This window comes from Leifsonia sp. ZF2019 (assembly GCF_019924635.1).
In the GTDB taxonomy this organism is placed as follows: Bacteria; Actinomycetota; Actinomycetes; order Actinomycetales; family Microbacteriaceae; genus Leifsonia.
On sequence record NZ_CP065037.1, the window covers coordinates 1,764,757 to 1,781,864 of the forward strand.

Sequence of the window (17,108 nt, forward strand, 5' to 3'; positions counted from 1 at the left end):
CCTCAGGCGCCCTCGACCCCGTGGCCGACAAGGGTGGACGGCACGACGATCGCATCGAACTGCTCGGCGGTGACATGTCCCGAGGCGATGGCCGCATCGCGCAGCGACAGATCGTGCGCGAGCGCGTCCTCGGCGATGTGCGCCGAGTTCTGGTATCCGATCACGGGGCTGAGCGCGGTGACGAGCATGAGACTCTCCCCGACGTAGGAGGCGATCTTCTTCTCGTTCAGGACGGTGCCCGTGACCGAGTAGGCGACGAACTTCTCGATCCCGTCGCCCAGGATGCGTGCCGAGTGCAGGAAGTTGTTGATGATCACGGGACGCATCGCGTTGAGCTCGAAGTTGCCCTGCGATCCTGCGAAGGCGACGGCCGCGTCGTCACCGAGGACCTGGATGGAGATCATCACCATCGCCTCGCACTGGGTCGGGTTGACCTTGCCCGGCATGATCGACGAGCCGGGCTCGTTGGCGGGGAGGATCAGCTCGGCGAACCCGGTGCGGGGGCCGGACGCCAGCCAGCGCATGTCGTTGGCGATCTTCATCAACGCGACCGCGAGCCCTCGCAGGGCCGCATCGGCGCGGACCATCGCGTCGAGCGAGCCCTGGGCCATGAACTTGTTCGGCGCCGTGACGAACTCCTTGCCCGTCAGATCCGCGATCGTCAGGGCGATCTCACGGCTGAAGCCCTCGGGGGCGTTGAGTCCCGTGCCGACCGCCGTGCCGCCGGCGGCGAGCTCCAACAGCCCCTCCCTGCTGCGCTCGATCTCCGCGATGCACGCGCGGATCTGCGCCGCCCAGCCGGACCATTCCTGGCCGACGGTGAGCGGGACGGCGTCCTCGAGGTGCGTGCGGCCGATCTTGACCACATCCATCCACTGGATCGCCTTGCGGTCGAGCTCGTCGGCGAGCTCGCGCACCCGGGGGAGCAGCCGGTCGTCGATCTCCAGGATCGCGGCGATGTGCATGGCGGTGGGGAAGGTGTCGTTGCTCGACTGCCCCATGTTGACGTCGTCGTTCGGCCCGACCGGCTCCTGGCTGCCCAGCGTGCCGCCGAGCAACTGGATCGAGCGGTTCGAGATGACCTCGTTGACGTTCATGTTGCTCTGGGTGCCGGAACCGGTCTGCCAGACGAAGAGAGGGAAATGCGCGTCGAGCTTTCCAGCGATGGTCTCCTCGGCGGCGCGGATGATCGGGTCCGCCTTCCATCTCGGCAAGCGGCCCGCGGCCAGGTTCACCAGCGCTGCGGCCTTCTTGACGTAGCCGTACGCGTGGTACACCTCCTTCGGCCTGTGGTCATTGCCGATGGAGAAGTGGAGGAGGGAGCGCTGGGTCTGAGCTCCCCAGTACTTGTCCGCCGGGACATCGACGGATCCCAGACTGTCGAACTCGGCGCGCGTGCCGGTCGCATCGAGCCCGATCGGGATGTCGTGGAGCACCGGGGGCGTGCTGTCCGCGGCGGCCGGCGTCGTGTGGGAAGTGCCCTTGTGCGTCGTCATCGGTCTTTCCTCTCGTGCTGTCGTCACGTGCCGTCTTCGGTGTGCGGTCGTGCTGAGGACGACGGTAGGAAGGCACCGTGCCACCGTCGTGGGACAGGAGTCGGAAGATCTTCCGCGAGATGTCGAGCGGCGCGGTCCTCTCCGGGATTCGGCCCCCCGATGACCCTGACCCTGCTGGGGGCACGTTCACCCCGGTGGGCGGTTCGTAGAATCCCGACCGTGAATCTGCAGGATGTCGTCGACCAGCTCGCCATGAACCTGGCCCGGTCCGTGGTGATCGACGACCTGCGCTACCGACCGCTCGTCTCCTCGGCACAGGGCGACGAGATCGACGAGCTCCGCGCGTCAGCGCTGTTGAAGCGCTCCACCCCCGAACCGGTCCGCGCATATCTGGACGAGCTCGGCGTCGGAGATGCCCTGCGCCCGGTCACGGTCGACCTCACCCGATTCGGCGGAAAAGAGCGTCTCGCCGTCCCGGTCCGCGACGAGGGCGGCCCGATCGCCGTGCTGTGGCTCATCACCGGGAATCTGCCGCCGCTCCGGGCGTGCGACTATGCGGCGATCGACTCCGCGGTCGATCTCGCGCGCGCGGCGCTGAATGCCGGGCATCGGTCGGAGGACTGCGAGAACCGCCGTGCCGGAGTCCTGCGACGCCTGCTCGATCCGGACCCGGCGACCAGGACCCGCGCGCTCCGCGACGCCGGCGCCGCGCACCTCCTTCCCCCGCGCGGCGGCGCGACCCTCCTGGCCGTGCGGCTCGACTCCGGTGCGCAGGAGCTCGAGCGGGCCACGTTCGCGAAGTACGGCTCTTCGCCGCGCACGACGCCGCTCGATCTGATCGACGACCAGGACGGCGACCTCGTCTTCCTGACGAGAGGGTCTCCGGATGATGCGCTCCCGGTGCTCCAGGAGCGCGCCGAGCACCTCGGTCTCCCCATCCTCGCCATCGGCTCCGCGCAGACCACCGGCGCGGAGGACGATCTGCTCCCGGTCGCGAAGGACGCCCGGACGGCGGTCTCGATCGTCGCCGCGGTGACCTCCCTGGGCGGATATGCCGACATCCGGAAGCTCGGCACCTGGCGGTTGCTGTCCGAGATCACCGCCGGAGAGGCGCACCTCGCCCGCTACTCGCCCGCCGCGCACGCCCTGCTCGTCCACAGCGACCCCGTGCACAGGGAGACCGTCGAGACGTATCTGGACGCCGGCGGGAACGTCCGGGCGGCCTGCGAACGGCTCCACCTGCACCGGACGACCCTCTACTACCGACTGGACAATCTGCCGCAGGTCGTGCGGGAGGCGCTCGACGACGGCATCTCCCGCAGCGCCCTCCACCTGTGCCTCAAACTGGCACGGTTCGCGTGATCGGCGGCGGGCAGCGGGCTGCGGTCAGCGCACCAGGCGGCGCCACCGCGCGGGCGTCGTCCCGGTGTGCGATCGCCACACCCGGATGAAGGCCGTGACATCGGTGTAGCCGACTGCGCGGGCGGTCTCGGCGACGGTGGCGTCCGTCGTGAGGAGCAGCCGCTCCGCCGCGGCGAGCCGTGCCGACCGGATCGAGCCTGCGACGGTCTGCCCTTCGGCTTCGAACGCGGCGAAGAGCGTGCGGAGCGAGACGTGGAGGCGCAGGGCGATCGTTCCGGCCGAGAGCGCAGGGTCGGCGAATTCTCGCCGGATGTGGTCCACGGCGTCTTCGACGAGACGGTCCGTGTGACGGACGCCCCGATCGGGTCCGTCGCCGTCCAGATCGCGCAGCACCGCTCGCGCAGCACCGACGAGCCGGTGCGAGAGCGCGGTGGGACCGGTGTCGGCGCCCGGGGTCGCCCCGCCGACCGCGCCGCGCAGCAGCCCCTCGAGCGCGATCCTGCTCCGGGAGCCGCTGGCCACCGCGCGGCCGTTGAGCGCCTCCGGGAGCACTCCGCCTGCCCGCAGCAGAACGGTCGGCACTTGGATGATCGTCGCTCGGAACTCCTCCGGGTAGACGAACGAGAAGGGACGGCTCGCGTCGTAGACGGCGAGGTCGCCGACGCCGAATCGGTGGTCGCTCTCGCCCAGACGGACGACGAGGCTCCCGGAGTGGACGAAATGAAACTGCGTCGACTCCATCGCCTGGGGCGGGACCTCGTCCATCCGGGAGTCGACCGTCTGCGCGACGGAGGCGATCTGGGCCACCCCGACATGGCCGAACGAGTGCCTGCCCATCCTGCGGTACACCGCGTGCTCGGCATGCGTGGTCGCCGTCATCTGCACGAGCACGCACGTGGGATCGGTCGGGAGCTGCATTTCCCTCCAGGGGTCTGTCGCCTCAGCATCGCACAATCGTGGCGTGGCGGCAGCCGGGAGCATCGCGGCCGGGGGCGCGCAGCTGGACGGACAATCGGCTGATCGTGCAGATCTGGCGGCCGGGGCGCGCCCGCTGCGACAATCTGGAATGGTGAATCCATATCGGAGCTGCCACAGCAGAGGACGGTCGTGATGAGTGGCTCCCACGCCGAGCTGGGGATCTACCTGCGTGCCCGGCGCGACGCTCTCGCTCCCGCCGACGCGGGCCTCTCGGCGGACGCACGGAGACGCGTGCCCGGGCTGCGCCGTCAGGAAGTCGCCGTGCTGGCGGGGATCAGTCCCGAGTACTACCTGCGGCTGGAGCAGGGGAAGGACCACCAGCCCTCTCCGCAGGTGCTGCTCGCCTTGGGCAGGGCTCTCCGACTCGACGCGGACGCCACCGACTACCTGTTCCGGCTCGCGGGGCAGACCGTGCCCTCCCGCAGGCCGTCCGCGGCTGGCCCCTCGGCGCCATCCGACCCGGACGCGCTGGACAGTGTGACGACGTTCCTGGACCAGTGGACCTCGGCTCCCGCGTACGTCGTCGACCGCAACCAGGACGTCCTGGCGGTGAACACGCTGGCGCGATGCTTCATCCCGATGGCGATCGCTCCGGGCGACAATCTGATCGAGGCGATCGTCGCCGGCGCGGAGGGCTCCGACGCCGAACCGGGTGCCGAGGCGCGCAAGCCCTACTGGGATGGGGCGATCCGGTCCGCCACAGCGAACCTCCGCTACCACGCCGACATCGACGATCCACGGCTGCAGCTGCTCGTCGCCTCGCTCTCGTCACGGTGCAAGCTCTTCCGAGACGCCTGGGGGAGCCACGAGGCACATCCGCAACGCCGGGGCGAGGCGCTGGTCGATATCGCCCCGTTCGGGCTCATCCCGTTCCGCTGGCAGACGCTGGAGGTGCCGGGCGGCGGGCAGTACCTCACCACCTTCTTCGGCGACCCCGGCTCTCCCGCCGCAGCGGCCGTCGAGTATCTGCTGGCGAAGGACAAGGTGAGCCGCGCACTGGGCGAGGCCGGTGAACGGCGGCCGGGACCGGAGGAGATAACCGAGCCCGAGCCCGGCGACGGGTGATCCTCTCAGGGTCACGACAACCGCGGCGGCCTTTCCTAGCGTGGCCTGCGAACCCCGAGAAAGGAACGCCGCCATGGCCGCACCCACCATCGTCCTCGTCCACGGAGCCTTCGCCGACGCGGCGAGCTTCGCGCCCGTCACACGGATCCTGCTCGATCAGGGACGCGCTGTCCGGGTTCCGGCTGTGCCGAACCGCAGCCTCATCGGCGACTCCGCGTACATCCGCTCGGTCGTGGAGCAGATCGACGGCCCGGTGCTGCTCGCGGGCCACTCGTACGGTGGCGCGGTCATCACCGTGGCCGGCGCCGCCGACAACGTCGTCGGTCTGGTCTATCTCTCGGGCTACGCCCTCGACGAAGGGGAGAGCCTCGGCCAGCTGCAGGGCGGATTCCCGGACTCGGACCTCGCTGCGAACCTCGTCTACACGCCCTTCCCCGTCGAGGACGGCGAACCCGGCACAGACGTCTCGGTGAAGGTGGACGCCTTCCCGGACGTCTTCGCCGCGGGCATCGACCGTTCCGTCTCGGAGGTGCTGGCGGCCTCGCAGCGACCGCTGGCCGCCCTGGCCTTCAGCGAGGCCGCCCCGGTCGCCGCGTGGAAGACGAAGCCCGGCTGGGGGATCGTCTCGGCCGCGGACCACACGATCAACCCCGACGTCGAGCGCTTCGGCTACCAGCGGGCCGGTCTCCGGTCGGTGGTCGAGATCGACGCCCCTCACCTGGTGATGCGCTCGCACCCCGAACAGGTCGCGGCGTTCATCGCCGCCGCCGCCGACGAGGTGTCCTGACTCCCCGTCCCAACCGAAGGAGAAGAAGATGGCGACCGCCAACCCCCAGGGATACGCCCTCGAGCCCGCCGCACTGGCCTTCTGCGAGGCCACCGTCGAGCCGCCGTTCCTGTACCAGCTTCCGCCCGAGCAGGGGAGGACGATGGTCGACCAGGTGCAGGACTCGGAGATCGCCAAGCCGGAGGTCGACGACACCTGGATCACCGTCGACGGCGGTCCCACCGGCTCGGTGCCCGTGCGCATCGTCAAGCCGGTGGGCGCGACCGGCGCCCTCCCCGTGATCGTCTACACCCACGGCGCCGGGTGGGTGTTCGGCGACGCGCACACGCACGACCGGCTGGTCCGCGACCTCGCGGTCGGCACGGGGGCGGCTGTGGTGTTCCCCGAGTACACGCGCTCGCCCGACGTCCACTACCCGGTTGCGAACGAGCAGTCCTATGCCGCCGCGAAATGGGTCGTCGAGCACGGCGCCGACAGAGGACTCGACGGAAGCCGCATCGCCGTCGCGGGAGACTCGGTCGGCGGCAACATGGCGATCGCGCTCACGCTGATGGCGAAGGAGCGCGGCGATGTGACCTTCCGCGGGCAGGTGCTGTTCTACCCCGTCACCGACGCCGCCTTCGACGACGGCTCCTACCGGGAGTTCGCCGACGGCTACTGGCTGACGCGCGACGCGATGCGCTGGTACTGGGATCAGTACACCACCAGCGCCGACGAGCGCGCCGAGATCACCGTCTCACCCCTCCGGGCGAGCGAAGAGCAGCTGGCGGGACTGCCGCCCGCGCTGGTCATCAATGCCGAGTGCGATGTGCTGCGCGACGAGGGGGAGGCCTATGCGTCCAAGCTCCGCCGGGCGGGCGTCGAGGTGACCGGAGTGCGATACGAAGGAATCATCCACGACTTCGTGATGGTGAACAGCCTGCACGACACCCCTCAGGCCCGGGCGGCGATCGCGCAGGCGGTCTCCTTCCTCTCCGGCTGGCTCGCCGAATGAGCGCGGACGGCGGGAGCGGCGGCTTCGACCCGCTGGACTTCGCGATCGTCGAGCCGCGGACGTTCGAGCAGCTGCGCATCGGGGAGGTGTTCCGTGCCCCGAGCCGGACCCTGACGGATGCGCACGCGTCCGCGTTCCAGGCGGTCTCCGCGGACAACCACCCCGTGCACTACGACGCGGTGTGGGCGGCGGCCCACGGCCACAGCGCCCCCGTCGTGCACGGTCTGCAGGTGCTGGCGTTCACGGCCCCCGGCGCGACGCTGTTCCCGCAGGAGATCGGCGAGGTGTTCATCGCCTTCACGGGTCTCTCCGCACGCTTCCTCGGCGAGGTCCACGCCGGTGACACGCTCTACTCGCAGCTGGAGATCACCGGGCTCACCCCGGAGGGCGCGAACGGCGTGGTCACCGCAGCCGTCACCGTGCACAACCAGCGGTCGGAACTGGTGCTGGCCGGCGAGCACACCTACGTGCTGAGGCGCACCCCCGAGGCGGAGCCGCCGCGGTGAGCGTCGCCGAGCTCCGCTCCACTCGGGCGACGGTGCGGTCGGGATACCTCGACCCGACCGCACCGGCCGCCGTCCAGATCGAGCCGGGGGATACCGTCCGGTACCTCGACACCTGGACGCACTGGGGGAACGAAGCGGTCTACGGCATGAGCTTCGCCGATCGCGAGCCGCTCCGCCATCGCTATCCGAAAGGCCCCTACTCGATGGTAGGCCCCGTCGAGATCGCCGGGGCGGCGCCCGGGGACGTCGTCGAGTGCGCCGTGCTCGATCTGCGCACCATCGACTGGGGGTGGAACTCGTTCCCGCACGGCGTCGGAGCGTTGCCCGACGATTTCGCCGAGCCCTACGTCCACTACTTCCGTTTCGACGACGCCCGGACGGGCACGGATTACACCCACGGTGTGCGGCTTCCGCTACGACCGATGATCGGTGTGCTCGGGGTCGAACCCGGCGGCGACGAGGTCTCTGCGATCACGGCCGGCCCGTGGGGCGGCAACCTCGTCCTCCCCGAGCTCGGCGTCGGCGCATCCGTGTTCCTCCCGGTCCGCCGCCCCCGAGCGCGCGTCTGGCTCGGCGACATCCATGCGCGCCAGGCGGAAGGCGTCGTCGATCAGACCGGCATCGAGACGGCCGCCGAACGCATCGACATCCGGTACGCGCTCCACCGCCGGGTCCCGCTCGACGCGCCGCTCGTCGAGACGGCCACCCACTGGGTCCGGTTCGGCTTCGCCGACAGCCTCGACGACGCCCTCGTGGCCTGCCTCCGCGGAACGATCGCCTGGCTCGCCGCCGTGACGGACCTCTCGCCCAGTGAGGCGTATGCCCTGTGCAGCATGGCGGTCGACTTCCGCGTGACGCAGTATGCGAACCAGACGGCCTCGGCCTACAGTGCGACGCCGCCCAAGACCGTCCACGCCATGATCCCGAAGGACGTCTTCGACTCCCGCGCCTCCGCGGCGGTCGGCGCGTGGCTCCGGGGAGGATCCTGATGCGACTGACCGGAGCCGAGCGGCTCGAGATCGCGGCGCTCATCGCCGAGGCCGACGACTGCGCGACCCGTCGTGACGCGACCGCCTATGCCGCTTTGTTCGACGTCGGTGCGCGGATGACCGGGGTGCAGGGCAGCGTCGCCGGGCGGGACGCCATCGAGCGCCGGGTGAGAGAGGTGTGGGCCGCTGAACCCGACGCGACCCTCCACCTGACGGTGACGCCCGTCGTCTCAGCGGAGATCGACGACGGCGAGGCGACGGCGCGATCCGCCCTCCTGGTCGTGGATCCGACGGATCGGCGTCTGATCGCCGTGCAGCGGGTCAGCCATCGGCTGGTCCGGCGCGGTGCGGGTTGGAGCTTCGTCGCACGCGACATCGGATGATCCCGGGGTCGCGGTCGTCGCGGTCACGTAGGGTCGAAGCATGACCTCCGCCTCTCGCCCGATCGCCCTCGTCACCGGTGCTTCTCGCGGCATCGGCGCTGCCATCGCCCGCGAGCTCGGGCGCACCCATCACGTCCTGGTCGGAGGCCGGGACGACGCCGCGGTGGCGCGCGTCGTGTCCGGCCTGCCGTCGGCCGAGCCGTACGTGGGGGAGCTCACCGGCGACGGTCTGCCGTCGCTCCCCGAGCGGCTGGATGTGCTCGTGCACTCGGCGGGTGCGGAAGACGGCGGCACGATCGAGGACACCGACCGGGCGACGTGGCGGCACCTGTTCGAAGTGAACGTCTTCGCGGTCGCGGAGCTGACCAGACGCGCCCTGCCGGCGCTGCGGCGAGCCGAGGGGCTCGTCGTGGTGATCAACAGCGGCTCGGGGCTGACGAGCGGACCCGGGGGTGGGCCGTATGCGGCCTCGAAGTTCGCCGCGCGGGCGCTGGCGGATGCGCTGCGGGAGGAGGAGCGGCCGAACGGAGTCCGGGTGAGCAGCATCCACCCCGGCCGCGTCGACACGGACATGCAGCGGGCTCTCGTCGCCCGGGAAGGTCACGACTACGACGAGGCGTACACGATCACGCCGGAGATGGTCGCGGCGACGGTCCGGACCGTGGTCGACCTGCCGTCGGCCGGGACGGTGGAGACGCTCAGCGTGCGGCCGATGCGGCGCCGCTGAACGATCAGGCCCGGCCGCGGACGGGTCCGGCGTCAGCCGATCAGGCTCTGCACGGCCGCGAAGCCGCCGAGCGCGATCACGGCGATCGCCAGCAGGATCCAGACGCCCATCGCGAGCAGATTGAGGGCGATGCCCCAGCCGGCGCGGCCGCGGGCATACGGCTCGCGACTCCGGGACGAGACGCCCAGGATCAGCCCGATGACGGGGGCGAAGAAGGTCCAGCCGACCAGCAGCGAGCAGATCCCGAGCACGAGGCTCGCGGTCCCGCGCCCGGTGCCCGGCTGGGGCGCGATGCCGGCCGGAGGGCGGGTGTCGTACGGGTTGGGTGCAGTAGTGGTGGTCATGTCTTCCACGCTACGAAGGACCGCCGCCGGTCGGATCGGCCGAGGGTGCCGTCGCTGGGGTACCAGGAGACGACCTGTGCGGCCGACCGCGTCATCCCGGCCATCCCGGCCGCCGAGGTTCACGTCGTTGCGCCCATTCCGCGGTCGTGACCGCAACGACGTGAACCTCGGGGCTAGTCGAGATGGTCGAGGTAGCGGAGGATGACGCCCTCGCGGAGCGCCCACGGCACCACCTCGAGCTGGTCGACGCCGAACGCGCGCATCGCCTCGCGGAGGACCACGCCCCCCGCGACGATCTGGAAGGTGCGGTCGGCGGTGATGCCGGGTAGGGCCGTGCGCGACTCGGCGTTCATTCGCGCCAGCCGCGGCACCCAGTCGGCGAGGTCGCTGCGGCGCAGAACGATGCGCTCGGCGCCGCCCGGGCCCTCGCTCGTGGAGCCGGCGAGGCGGGCGAGCGAGCGGATGGTCTTCGACGTTCCGATGACGTGCTCGTCCGGCCGGCGGTTCGGGAACCTCGCGACCGCGCCGGCCAGCGTGGTGCGCGCATGATCGCGGAGTGCGTCGAGCTGGTCGTCGCGGGGCGGGTCGTCGGGGAGGAATCCGATGGTGCTGCGGCCGGCGCCGAGTGGCACCGAGACGGCGATCTCCGGGTACTCGTCCGCGCCCGCGGCGATCTCGAGCGAGCCGCCGCCGATGTCGAGGAGCAGGATGCTGCCGGACGACCAGCCGGACCAGCGGCGCACGGCCAGGAAGGTCAGCCGCGCCTCGTCCTCGCCGGACAGCACCTGCAGGTCGACGCCGGTCTCGGTGCGGATGCGTTCGAGCAGCGTGGGCCCGTTGGCGGCCTCCCGGATGGCGGAGGTGGCGAAGGGGAGCAGTTCCTCGATGCCCTCCTGCTCGGCCACGCGCATCGCGGCGGAGATGGCGTCGAGGACGGCGGCGCAGCCCTCGTCGCTGATGGCCCCCTCCGGCGTGATGTATCGCATCAGCCGCAGCACGGACTTGTGCGTGGCGGCGGGGATCGGGCGCGCGCCGGGGTGGGCGTCGACGACGAGGAGGTGGATGGTGTTCGAACCGACGTCGAGGACTCCGAGGCGCATGCTTTGACAGTAATGCGTGCATGGGAGGCCGGAATACGCGGCGGATACGATCGGATCATGACCCTTCCGCTCTCCGGCTCCCGTCCGTCGCGCCCCGCCCGTTCGCAGCATGTCTTCGAGGTGGTGCGCACCGAACGGCTGACCCCGCACCTGGTGCGCGTGGTGCTCGGAGGTGCGGCCTTCGACGCGTTCGTCGGGGAGGCGGATCCCGGCAAGCTGGCGACGACCGACAAATACGTCAAGCTGCTGATGGCGAAGCCGGGGCTGGACCTGCAGCCGCCGTACGACCTGGACGCGCTGCGGGCCGAGCTGCCGCCGGAGGACGTCCCGGTGCGCCGCACCTACACCGTGCGCGACCTCGACCGGGAGGCGAAGACGCTCACGATCGACTTCGTCGTGCACGGCGACGAGGGGATCGCCGGCCCGTGGGCGGCAGCGGCGCAGCCCGGCGACCTGCTCGCGCTCTCGGGCCCGGGCGGCATGTACGCCCCCGTCGACGACCCCGGAGTGGAGCACCTGCTGATCGGCGACGACAGCGCTCTTCCCGCGGTGGCGGCTGGTCTCGCCGGTATGGTGGCGGAAGCGCGCGGGCTGGTGCTGATCGAGGTCGGGGGAGCGGCGGACGAACTGGAGCTGGAGCATCCCGCCGGGGTGGAGGTGCGCTGGGTGCACCGCGGCTCCGCGGTCGCGGGCGAGCCGCTGGTGGAGGCCGTCCGGGCGCTCCCCGAGCCGGGCGGGCGGGTGCAGGTCTTCGCGCACGGCGAGCGCACGGCGATGAAGGGGGTGCGCGCGGTCCTGCAGGGCTGGGGGCTGACCCGGGAGGAGTTCTCGCTCTCCGCGTACTGGGCGCTGGGTCGTGCCGAGGACACGTTCCAGGCCGAGAAGCGGCTGCCCGTCGGGGACCTGTTCGCCTGAGCGGACGGACCGGGGCGGTCGGTCGCGACGCGGGAGAGCCTCCGTCTAGACCGTAGCGCTCGCGTCCGTCGCGGTCGCGTCGGTGGCGTGCGACACCGCGTTGATGCGCTCGGCGGCGATCTCGACGTGATCGGCCATCGCAGACTCCGCGCGGCCCGGGTCCCCGCTGGCGAGCGCGTCGACGAGGGCCTCGTGCGAGCGCGCGTGCGCGACGAGCTCGTCGGCGGCGAGGGAGCCGTTGGCCGCGCGGAGGAAGCCGTTGATGCGGCTGCGCAGCTGCGAGGCGATGGTGAGCAGCGTGCGGTTGTCGGCCATCTCCCACAGGGTCTCGTGGAATCGGCTGTCGAGGGCGAACAGGCTCTCCAGCTGCTCCTTCTCGGCCGCGGCGACCATCTGCCGGACGATGCGGCGCAGGGCCTGGTCGGACTTCGCGCTCCATGCCGTCTGCACGCTGCGGGCCACGTATTGCTCCAGGACGATGCGCAGGCCGGTGATCTCCTGCAGCTCCTTCTCGGTGAGCGACGCGACCCGGGCTCCGCGGCGCGGGGTGCGCTCGACGAGGCCCTCCTCGCTCAGCTTGGCGAGGGCCTCCCGCACCGGGATGTGGCTGACGCCGAGGCTGTCGGCGAGCTTGCGCTCGACCAGTCGCTCGCCGGGCTCGAGCCGGCCGTTCTGGATGGCGTCGCGGAGCTCGTCGGCGACTTTGGCCGAGATGTTCCGGTCGGACACGCTCCCGAATGTCATGGCTCTCCCTCCTGCGTGGGTGCTTCCGCTACAAGCTATAGGACGCGAGGATGGATTCGCGCAAGACATCGCTCCGTGTCTCCTGGTCGGGGGAGGCGTTTGTTTCGAGCGCGTAAAGCTTTCTTCCTCAGCTCGTCATTTGCTACATGCTATAGCAATAATGCTATCGTGGGAGCGTTCGACGGCGAACCGCTCCCAGCGAAGCCGTCGGCCCGGGTCCCCGGGCACGGACAGATGAGAGAGCGCGAGGAACGATGGACCACACCCCCGTAGCCGGCCGCCCGGTCCGCATCGCCGTCATCGGCGCGGGCAACCGCGGCCAGTCGTACGCGAAGTGGGTCCACGCCAATCCCGATCGGGCGCGCATCGTCGCGGTCGCCGACCCGCGTCCGTTCCAGCGCGGCGTCATCGCGGCCGGCGACCCGGACGTGCGCCACTTCGAGGATTGGCGCGAGCTGGTCGCCGAGCCCGAGCGCATCGCCGACATGGTCATCGTCTCCACGCAGGACCGGCAGCACGTCGAGCCGGCCGTCGCGTGCGCCGAGCGCGGCTACGCCATCCTGATGGAGAAGCCGCTGGCGCCCACCGAGGAGGAGTCGCGGCGCATCGTCGCGGCGATCGAGTCGGCCGGGGTGCTGTTCGGGGTCTGCCACGTCATGCGGTACATGCCGTACACCGACCTCGTGAAGAGCGTCGTCGACTCCGGCGTGCTGGGAGACATCGTCAACGTGCAGCACCTCGAGCCCGTCGGGTGGTGGCACATGGCGCACTCGTACGTGCGCGGCCCCTGGCGCCGTGAGGACCTCGCCGCGCCGATGCTGCTTGCCAAATCCAGCCACGATCTCGACTGGATCCGCTATGTGACGGGCAAGCGCATCGCGACGGTCGCGAGCTTCGGGTCGCGGCATCACTTCCGGCACGAGAACAAGCCGGCGCTGGCCGCCGACCGCTGCCTCGACTGCCCGCTGCAGGAGACGTGCCCGTACGCGGCGCAGAAGCTCTACCTGCCGGTCGTCCGCGACGAGGGTGCGGTGTGGCCGGTCACGGTCATCACCGACGACGCCACGGAGGAGGGCGTGATCGAGGCGCTCCGCACCGGCCCGTACGGGGTGTGCGTCTACGGAGCCGACAACACCGTCGTCGACAACCAGGTCGTCGCCCTGCAGTTCGAGGACGGCGCGGCCGGCACCTTCACGATGACGGCCTTCAGCGAGCAGGAGCACCGCAAGACGCAGCTCTTCGGCTCGCACGGCATGCTCGACGGCGACGGCGAGCGCGTGCGGGTCACCGACTTCCGCACCGGGGAGTCCACGGTCCACGAGACCGGGCCGACCGGGGCGGCGAACGCCGGAGGCGACCACGGCGGCGGGGACGGCGGCGTGATGAGCGCCTTCGTCGCGGCCGTCGCCGCCGGCGACCCGGGCCTCATCCGGTCCGGTCCGCGCGAGTCCCTCGACAGCCATCTGGCGGTGTTCGCGGCCGAGCGCTCGCGGCACGGCGGGACGGTCGAGGCGGTCCCGCGCTTCTAGCAGCACCAGCACCTGCGGCATCCGCCGCGCCCCCACCCCCACGCACGAAGGAGCAGCATGCGGTACACGAAGACGATCACGGCGGCAGCCGTGGCAGCGACGGCGGCGCTCGCGCTGGCCGGTTGCAGCGGCAGCTCCGGAGGCTCTGACGGCTCGAAGAAGACGGTCACCATGTGGATCTATCCGGTGATCGCCGACGAGGCGAAGCACAAGAGCTTCTGGGACGACACGATCAAGGCGTTCGAGGCCGAGCACAAGGACATCACCGTCAAGTACGAGATCTACCCCTGGGCGAACCGTGACGAGTCGCTGTCGACGGCGATCGCCGCGGGCAAGGGCCCCGACCTCGTCTACTTGATCCCCGACCAGCTGAGCACGTATCAGAAGTCGATCGAGCCGATGGACTCCTACCTGCCGAGCGATCAGAAGAAGGACATCCTCGACAACGTCGCGGAGTCGATCACGATCGACGGCAAGCTGATGGCCGCGCCGATCCTCACCAGTGCCAACGCCCTGATGTGCGACGCCAAGGCATTCGAGGCGGCAGGCGTCACCGAGTACCCGAAGACCTGGGACGACCTGGAGAAGCTCGCCCCGATCTTCAAAGAGAAGGGCATCTACGTCACCCAGTACTTCGGCTCGCCGGACGTCACCCTCAACATGACCTTCTACCCGCTCCTCTGGCAGGCCGGCGGCTCGGTCTACAACAAGGACGGCAGCAAGGTCGCCTTCGACAGCACAGCCGGGGAGAAGGCGCTCAGCATGATCTCCGACTTCGCCCAGAAGGGCTACATCGAGAAGGACCTCATCTCGACGATGCCGGCCCTGGAGCAGACGGCTCTCGCCACGAACAACGTGGCCTGCACCTGGCAGTCGGGCCCGAGCGACGTCACCAGCTTCTGGGGCGAGGACGCGATCAAGATCCTCCCGCCGCTGACGGACGAGAAGCAGGTCTCCTACGGCACGGTGGGGTCGCTCGCCATGCTCAAGGGCGCGAAGGACAAGGACGCCGCTGGCGAGTTCGCCGCGTTCGCCACGGACGCCGAGAACTCGAAGAAGTTCGACCTGGCCTCCAACTTCTTCTCCCCGCTGAAGTCGACCGGCGAGCTCTACGCCGACAACCCCATCCAGAGCGCGATCGAGAAGACGATCCCGACGAGCAAGGTCGGCGAGCTGCAGCCCAGCGCGCGTGCCGTGATGGGCGTGCTCGCCCCGGAGATCCAGGCCGCGCTGCTCGGCACGAAGTCGCCGGAGCAGGCGCTGAAGGACGCGGCCGCCGCCGCGCAGCCGCTGATCAAGTGACCGTCGGATCCGGCCGGGGCGCCTGACCGCCCCGGCCGGGTCCGCGACCCGAGGAGACCCCCGTGACCACCACCCCCACCCAGCCCCGGCCTCCCGCCGTGGGCGGACGAGCGGACGGCGGGCAGCGCCGCGACGATCGGCCGCCCGGCCTGACCAAGCGGGTCCTCGCGCGCCGGGAGGCCCGGATCGCGCTGTTCTTCGTGCTGCCCGCGTTCGTGCTGTTCCTCGCCTTCCGGTTCGGTCCGGCGATCGCCGGTGTCGGGTTGAGCTTCTTCGACTACGACATCTCGGGAGAGCTCGACTGGGAGGGCGTCAAGAACTTCGAGCGGATGTTCGCCGATCCGACGTTCTGGCAGGCCCTCGGCGTCACGCTCGCGTACTCGGTGCTCGCGGTGCCGATCTCCCTCGCGCTGTCGGTCGCGATGGCGCTCGGCGTGCGCCGTGCCTTCCGGGGGTCGCGGTTCTTCCGCTCCGTGTTCTTCCTGCCGGTGATCACCTCACTGGTGCTGGCCGGGGCGATCTTCAAGTGGATCTTCTCGACGGACGGCCCCTGGTCGGCGATCATGACGCCGCTCGGGCTGGGCGGTTCCTGGCTCAACTCCACGGTGCTCGTCATCCCCGCACTCGTGGTCGTCGGGGTCTGGTCGCGATTCGGCTACGGGATGCTCATCGTGATCGCCGCGCTGCAGGACGTGCCGCGCGAGCTGGAGGAGGCCGCCCTGATGGACGGCGCCGGCGCCTGGTCGCGGTTCCGCTTCATCGTGCTGCCGCATCTCAAGCCCACGCTGTTCTTCCTCGCGGTGATCGAGACGACGGCGTCGTTCCAGGTGTTCGACCTCGTCTACGTGATGACCCAGGGCGGCCCGGCGCACGCGAGCTACTCGCTCGTCTACATGCTCTACGACCAGGGCTTCAAGTACACCGACTACGGCTACGCGGCCGCCATCGGCGTCGCGCTCTTCGTCATGACACTCGTCGTCGCGCTGATCCAGCGCCGCGTCATCGGGAGGCAGAAGTGACCACAGCGACCACGCGCGTGACGCGCACGCGCTCCTTCCGCGCCCTGCACCCGACCCGCGGCGGCCTCGTGCTGCGCTACCTCTGGCTGTCGATCGCGGCGGTGCTCTGCTTCTTCCCCTTCTACGCGATGGTCGTGCTGAGCCTGAAGCCGGGCCTCGCCGTGCAGTTCCCGCAGAGCCTCCTGCCGTGGAACCTCTCCACCGCCTCCTACGAACAAGTGCTGGGCGGACAGAACCTGCTGGCCTGGCTCGGCAACACGTTGATCTACGCGGTGGTGAGCGTGGTGGCCGTGCTGCTGCTCTCGGCGATGGCCGGGTACGCGTTCGCGAAAAAGCGCTTCCGCGGCAAGGAGACCATGTTCTGGTCGTTCCTCGCCATGGTGATGGTCCCCTTCCACGTCACGCTGATCCCCACCTTCATCGTGCTGGCGAAGCTCGGCGGTGTGGACACCTACTGGGGCCTCATCCTCCCGACGCTCGCGAACGCGCAAGCCGTCTTCCTGATGCGCCAGTTCATCCAGGGGCTGCCGGACGAGCTGTTCGAGGCGGCGCGGATCGACGGCGCGGGGGAGTTCCGCATCTTCCTGACGATCGTGCTCCCGCTGTGCAAGCCGGTACTCGCGACGCTCGGCATCTTCGTGTTCCTCTGGCACTGGAACGACTTCCTCTGGCCGTTGATCATGGCCAAGAGCTCCGACATGTGGACGCTCACCGTCGGCATCGCGTCGCTGCAGCAGCAGAACGTGCCGCTCAGCGTCATGCTCGCGGGCTCGGTGGTCGCGCTCGTCCCCATCTTCTTCGCCTACTCCGTGGCCCAGCGCTACGTGCAGGAGGGCGTCACGTCCGCGGGGATCAAGGGCTGAGGCCC

General features: G+C 70.3%; 18 protein-coding genes. 13 read left to right on the forward strand and 5 right to left on the reverse strand.

Annotation, left to right across the window (positions count from 1 at the left end):
• Positions 1 to 2: 2 nt before the first annotated feature.
• Complete coding sequence (locus IT072_RS08700; protein ID WP_223360552.1) at positions 3 to 1,496, reverse strand: class II fumarate hydratase; 1,494 nt, start codon at positions 1,494 to 1,496, stop codon at positions 3 to 5.
• Positions 1,497 to 1,715: 219 nt separating this feature from the next.
• Between IT072_RS08700 and IT072_RS08705 the strand changes: the two genes are divergently transcribed.
• Positions 1,716 to 2,858 carry a PucR family transcriptional regulator gene (locus IT072_RS08705; RefSeq protein ID WP_223360553.1) on the forward strand — a complete coding sequence of 381 codons (1,143 nt, stop codon included), beginning with the start codon at positions 1,716 to 1,718 and terminating at the stop codon, positions 2,856 to 2,858.
• Between the two features lie 24 nt (positions 2,859 to 2,882).
• Here IT072_RS08705 and IT072_RS08710 read toward each other — a convergent pair whose 3' ends face one another.
• Positions 2,883 to 3,776 carry a helix-turn-helix domain-containing protein gene (locus IT072_RS08710; protein ID WP_223360555.1) on the reverse strand — a complete coding sequence of 298 codons (894 nt, stop codon included), beginning with the start codon at positions 3,774 to 3,776 and terminating at the stop codon, positions 2,883 to 2,885.
• A gap of 192 nt (positions 3,777 to 3,968) precedes the next feature.
• On the opposite strand from IT072_RS08710, the gene IT072_RS08715 reads away from it, so the two are divergent.
• From IT072_RS08715 to IT072_RS08745, 7 genes are all read left to right on the forward strand, one after another.
• Positions 3,969 to 4,901 carry a helix-turn-helix transcriptional regulator gene (locus IT072_RS08715; RefSeq protein WP_223360556.1) on the forward strand — a complete coding sequence of 311 codons (933 nt, stop codon included), beginning with the start codon at positions 3,969 to 3,971 and terminating at the stop codon, positions 4,899 to 4,901.
• A 73-nt stretch (positions 4,902 to 4,974) separates the two neighbouring features.
• A complete protein-coding gene (locus IT072_RS08720) occupies positions 4,975 to 5,688 on the forward strand; it encodes an alpha/beta hydrolase (protein WP_223360557.1) in 714 nt (237 codons plus the stop codon).
• 28 nt (positions 5,689 to 5,716) lie between these two features.
• The gene (locus IT072_RS08725) at positions 5,717 to 6,682 is read left to right on the forward strand and encodes an alpha/beta hydrolase (RefSeq protein WP_223360559.1); all 966 of its coding nucleotides are present in this window, start codon (positions 5,717 to 5,719) and stop codon (positions 6,680 to 6,682) included.
• Positions 6,679 to 7,188, forward strand: coding sequence for a MaoC family dehydratase (locus tag IT072_RS08730; RefSeq protein ID WP_223360560.1), 510 nt, complete (start codon positions 6,679 to 6,681; stop codon positions 7,186 to 7,188). The genes IT072_RS08725 and IT072_RS08730 overlap by 4 nt, the downstream gene beginning before the upstream one ends.
• Positions 7,185 to 8,177 (forward strand): acetamidase/formamidase family protein, encoded by a 993-nt coding sequence (locus IT072_RS08735; protein WP_223360562.1) that lies wholly within the window; start codon positions 7,185 to 7,187, stop codon positions 8,175 to 8,177. The genes IT072_RS08730 and IT072_RS08735 overlap by 4 nt, the downstream gene beginning before the upstream one ends.
• Complete coding sequence (locus tag IT072_RS08740) at positions 8,177 to 8,560, forward strand: nuclear transport factor 2 family protein (RefSeq protein ID WP_223360564.1); 384 nt, start codon at positions 8,177 to 8,179, stop codon at positions 8,558 to 8,560. The genes IT072_RS08735 and IT072_RS08740 overlap by 1 nt, the downstream gene beginning before the upstream one ends.
• A 40-nt stretch (positions 8,561 to 8,600) precedes the next feature.
• Entirely contained in the window at positions 8,601 to 9,287 is a 687-nt protein-coding gene (locus IT072_RS08745; protein ID WP_223360565.1) for an SDR family oxidoreductase, read from the forward strand.
• 32 nt (positions 9,288 to 9,319) lie between these two features.
• Here the strand turns inward: IT072_RS08745 and IT072_RS08750 are convergent, their stop codons facing one another.
• Complete coding sequence (locus IT072_RS08750) at positions 9,320 to 9,631, reverse strand: hypothetical protein (protein ID WP_223360567.1); 312 nt, start codon at positions 9,629 to 9,631, stop codon at positions 9,320 to 9,322.
• 173 nt (positions 9,632 to 9,804) lie between these two features.
• A complete protein-coding gene (locus IT072_RS08755; RefSeq protein WP_223360569.1) occupies positions 9,805 to 10,731 on the reverse strand; it encodes a Ppx/GppA phosphatase family protein in 927 nt (308 codons plus the stop codon).
• 57 nt (positions 10,732 to 10,788) lie between these two features.
• On the opposite strand from IT072_RS08755, the gene IT072_RS08760 reads away from it, so the two are divergent.
• On the forward strand, positions 10,789 to 11,646 hold the full coding sequence (locus tag IT072_RS08760) for a siderophore-interacting protein (protein WP_223360571.1): 858 nt from the start codon (positions 10,789 to 10,791) through the stop codon (positions 11,644 to 11,646).
• Between the two features lie 45 nt (positions 11,647 to 11,691).
• Here the strand turns inward: IT072_RS08760 and IT072_RS08765 are convergent, their stop codons facing one another.
• On the reverse strand, positions 11,692 to 12,390 hold the full coding sequence (locus IT072_RS08765; protein WP_223360573.1) for a GntR family transcriptional regulator: 699 nt from the start codon (positions 12,388 to 12,390) through the stop codon (positions 11,692 to 11,694).
• Between the two features lie 254 nt (positions 12,391 to 12,644).
• Between IT072_RS08765 and IT072_RS08770 the strand changes: the two genes are divergently transcribed.
• The 4 genes from IT072_RS08770 (at position 12,645) to IT072_RS08785 (ending at position 17,103) form a co-directional block, all read left to right on the forward strand.
• Positions 12,645 to 13,919 (forward strand): Gfo/Idh/MocA family protein, encoded by a 1,275-nt coding sequence (locus IT072_RS08770; RefSeq protein ID WP_223360575.1) that lies wholly within the window; start codon positions 12,645 to 12,647, stop codon positions 13,917 to 13,919.
• Positions 13,920 to 13,976: 57 nt separating this feature from the next.
• The gene (locus tag IT072_RS08775; RefSeq protein WP_223360576.1) at positions 13,977 to 15,221 is read left to right on the forward strand and encodes an extracellular solute-binding protein; all 1,245 of its coding nucleotides are present in this window, start codon (positions 13,977 to 13,979) and stop codon (positions 15,219 to 15,221) included.
• A 62-nt stretch (positions 15,222 to 15,283) separates the two neighbouring features.
• Positions 15,284 to 16,240 (forward strand): carbohydrate ABC transporter permease, encoded by a 957-nt coding sequence (locus IT072_RS08780; RefSeq protein ID WP_223360578.1) that lies wholly within the window; start codon positions 15,284 to 15,286, stop codon positions 16,238 to 16,240.
• Positions 16,237 to 17,103, forward strand: a complete 867-nt coding sequence (locus IT072_RS08785) for a carbohydrate ABC transporter permease (protein ID WP_223360580.1) — start codon at positions 16,237 to 16,239, stop codon at positions 17,101 to 17,103. Before IT072_RS08780 ends, IT072_RS08785 begins: the two co-directional genes overlap by 4 nt.
• Positions 17,104 to 17,108: the final 5 nt, after the last annotated feature.

Bases quoted from the DNA above. Each gene is read 5' to 3' on its own strand.
- IT072_RS08700 (WP_223360552.1), bottom strand. From the start codon at position 1,496: ATGACGACGCACAAGGGCACTTCCCACACGACGCCGGCCGCCGCGGAC.
- IT072_RS08710 (WP_223360555.1), bottom strand. From the start codon at position 3,776: ATGCAGCTCCCGACCGATCCCACGTGCGTGCTCGTGCAGATGACGGCG.
- IT072_RS08715 (WP_223360556.1), top strand. From the start codon at position 3,969: ATGAGTGGCTCCCACGCCGAGCTGGGGATCTACCTGCGTGCCCGGCGC.
- IT072_RS08720 (WP_223360557.1), top strand. From the start codon at position 4,975: ATGGCCGCACCCACCATCGTCCTCGTCCACGGAGCCTTCGCCGACGCG.
- IT072_RS08725 (WP_223360559.1), top strand. From the start codon at position 5,717: ATGGCGACCGCCAACCCCCAGGGATACGCCCTCGAGCCCGCCGCACTG.
- IT072_RS08730 (WP_223360560.1), top strand. From the start codon at position 6,679: ATGAGCGCGGACGGCGGGAGCGGCGGCTTCGACCCGCTGGACTTCGCG.
- IT072_RS08740 (WP_223360564.1), top strand. From the start codon at position 8,177: ATGCGACTGACCGGAGCCGAGCGGCTCGAGATCGCGGCGCTCATCGCC.
- IT072_RS08745 (WP_223360565.1), top strand. From the start codon at position 8,601: ATGACCTCCGCCTCTCGCCCGATCGCCCTCGTCACCGGTGCTTCTCGC.
- IT072_RS08750 (WP_223360567.1), bottom strand. From the start codon at position 9,631: ATGACCACCACTACTGCACCCAACCCGTACGACACCCGCCCTCCGGCC.
- IT072_RS08755 (WP_223360569.1), bottom strand. From the start codon at position 10,731: ATGCGCCTCGGAGTCCTCGACGTCGGTTCGAACACCATCCACCTCCTC.
- IT072_RS08760 (WP_223360571.1), top strand. From the start codon at position 10,789: ATGACCCTTCCGCTCTCCGGCTCCCGTCCGTCGCGCCCCGCCCGTTCG.
- IT072_RS08765 (WP_223360573.1), bottom strand. From the start codon at position 12,390: ATGACATTCGGGAGCGTGTCCGACCGGAACATCTCGGCCAAAGTCGCC.
- IT072_RS08770 (WP_223360575.1), top strand. From the start codon at position 12,645: ATGGACCACACCCCCGTAGCCGGCCGCCCGGTCCGCATCGCCGTCATC.
- IT072_RS08775 (WP_223360576.1), top strand. From the start codon at position 13,977: ATGCGGTACACGAAGACGATCACGGCGGCAGCCGTGGCAGCGACGGCG.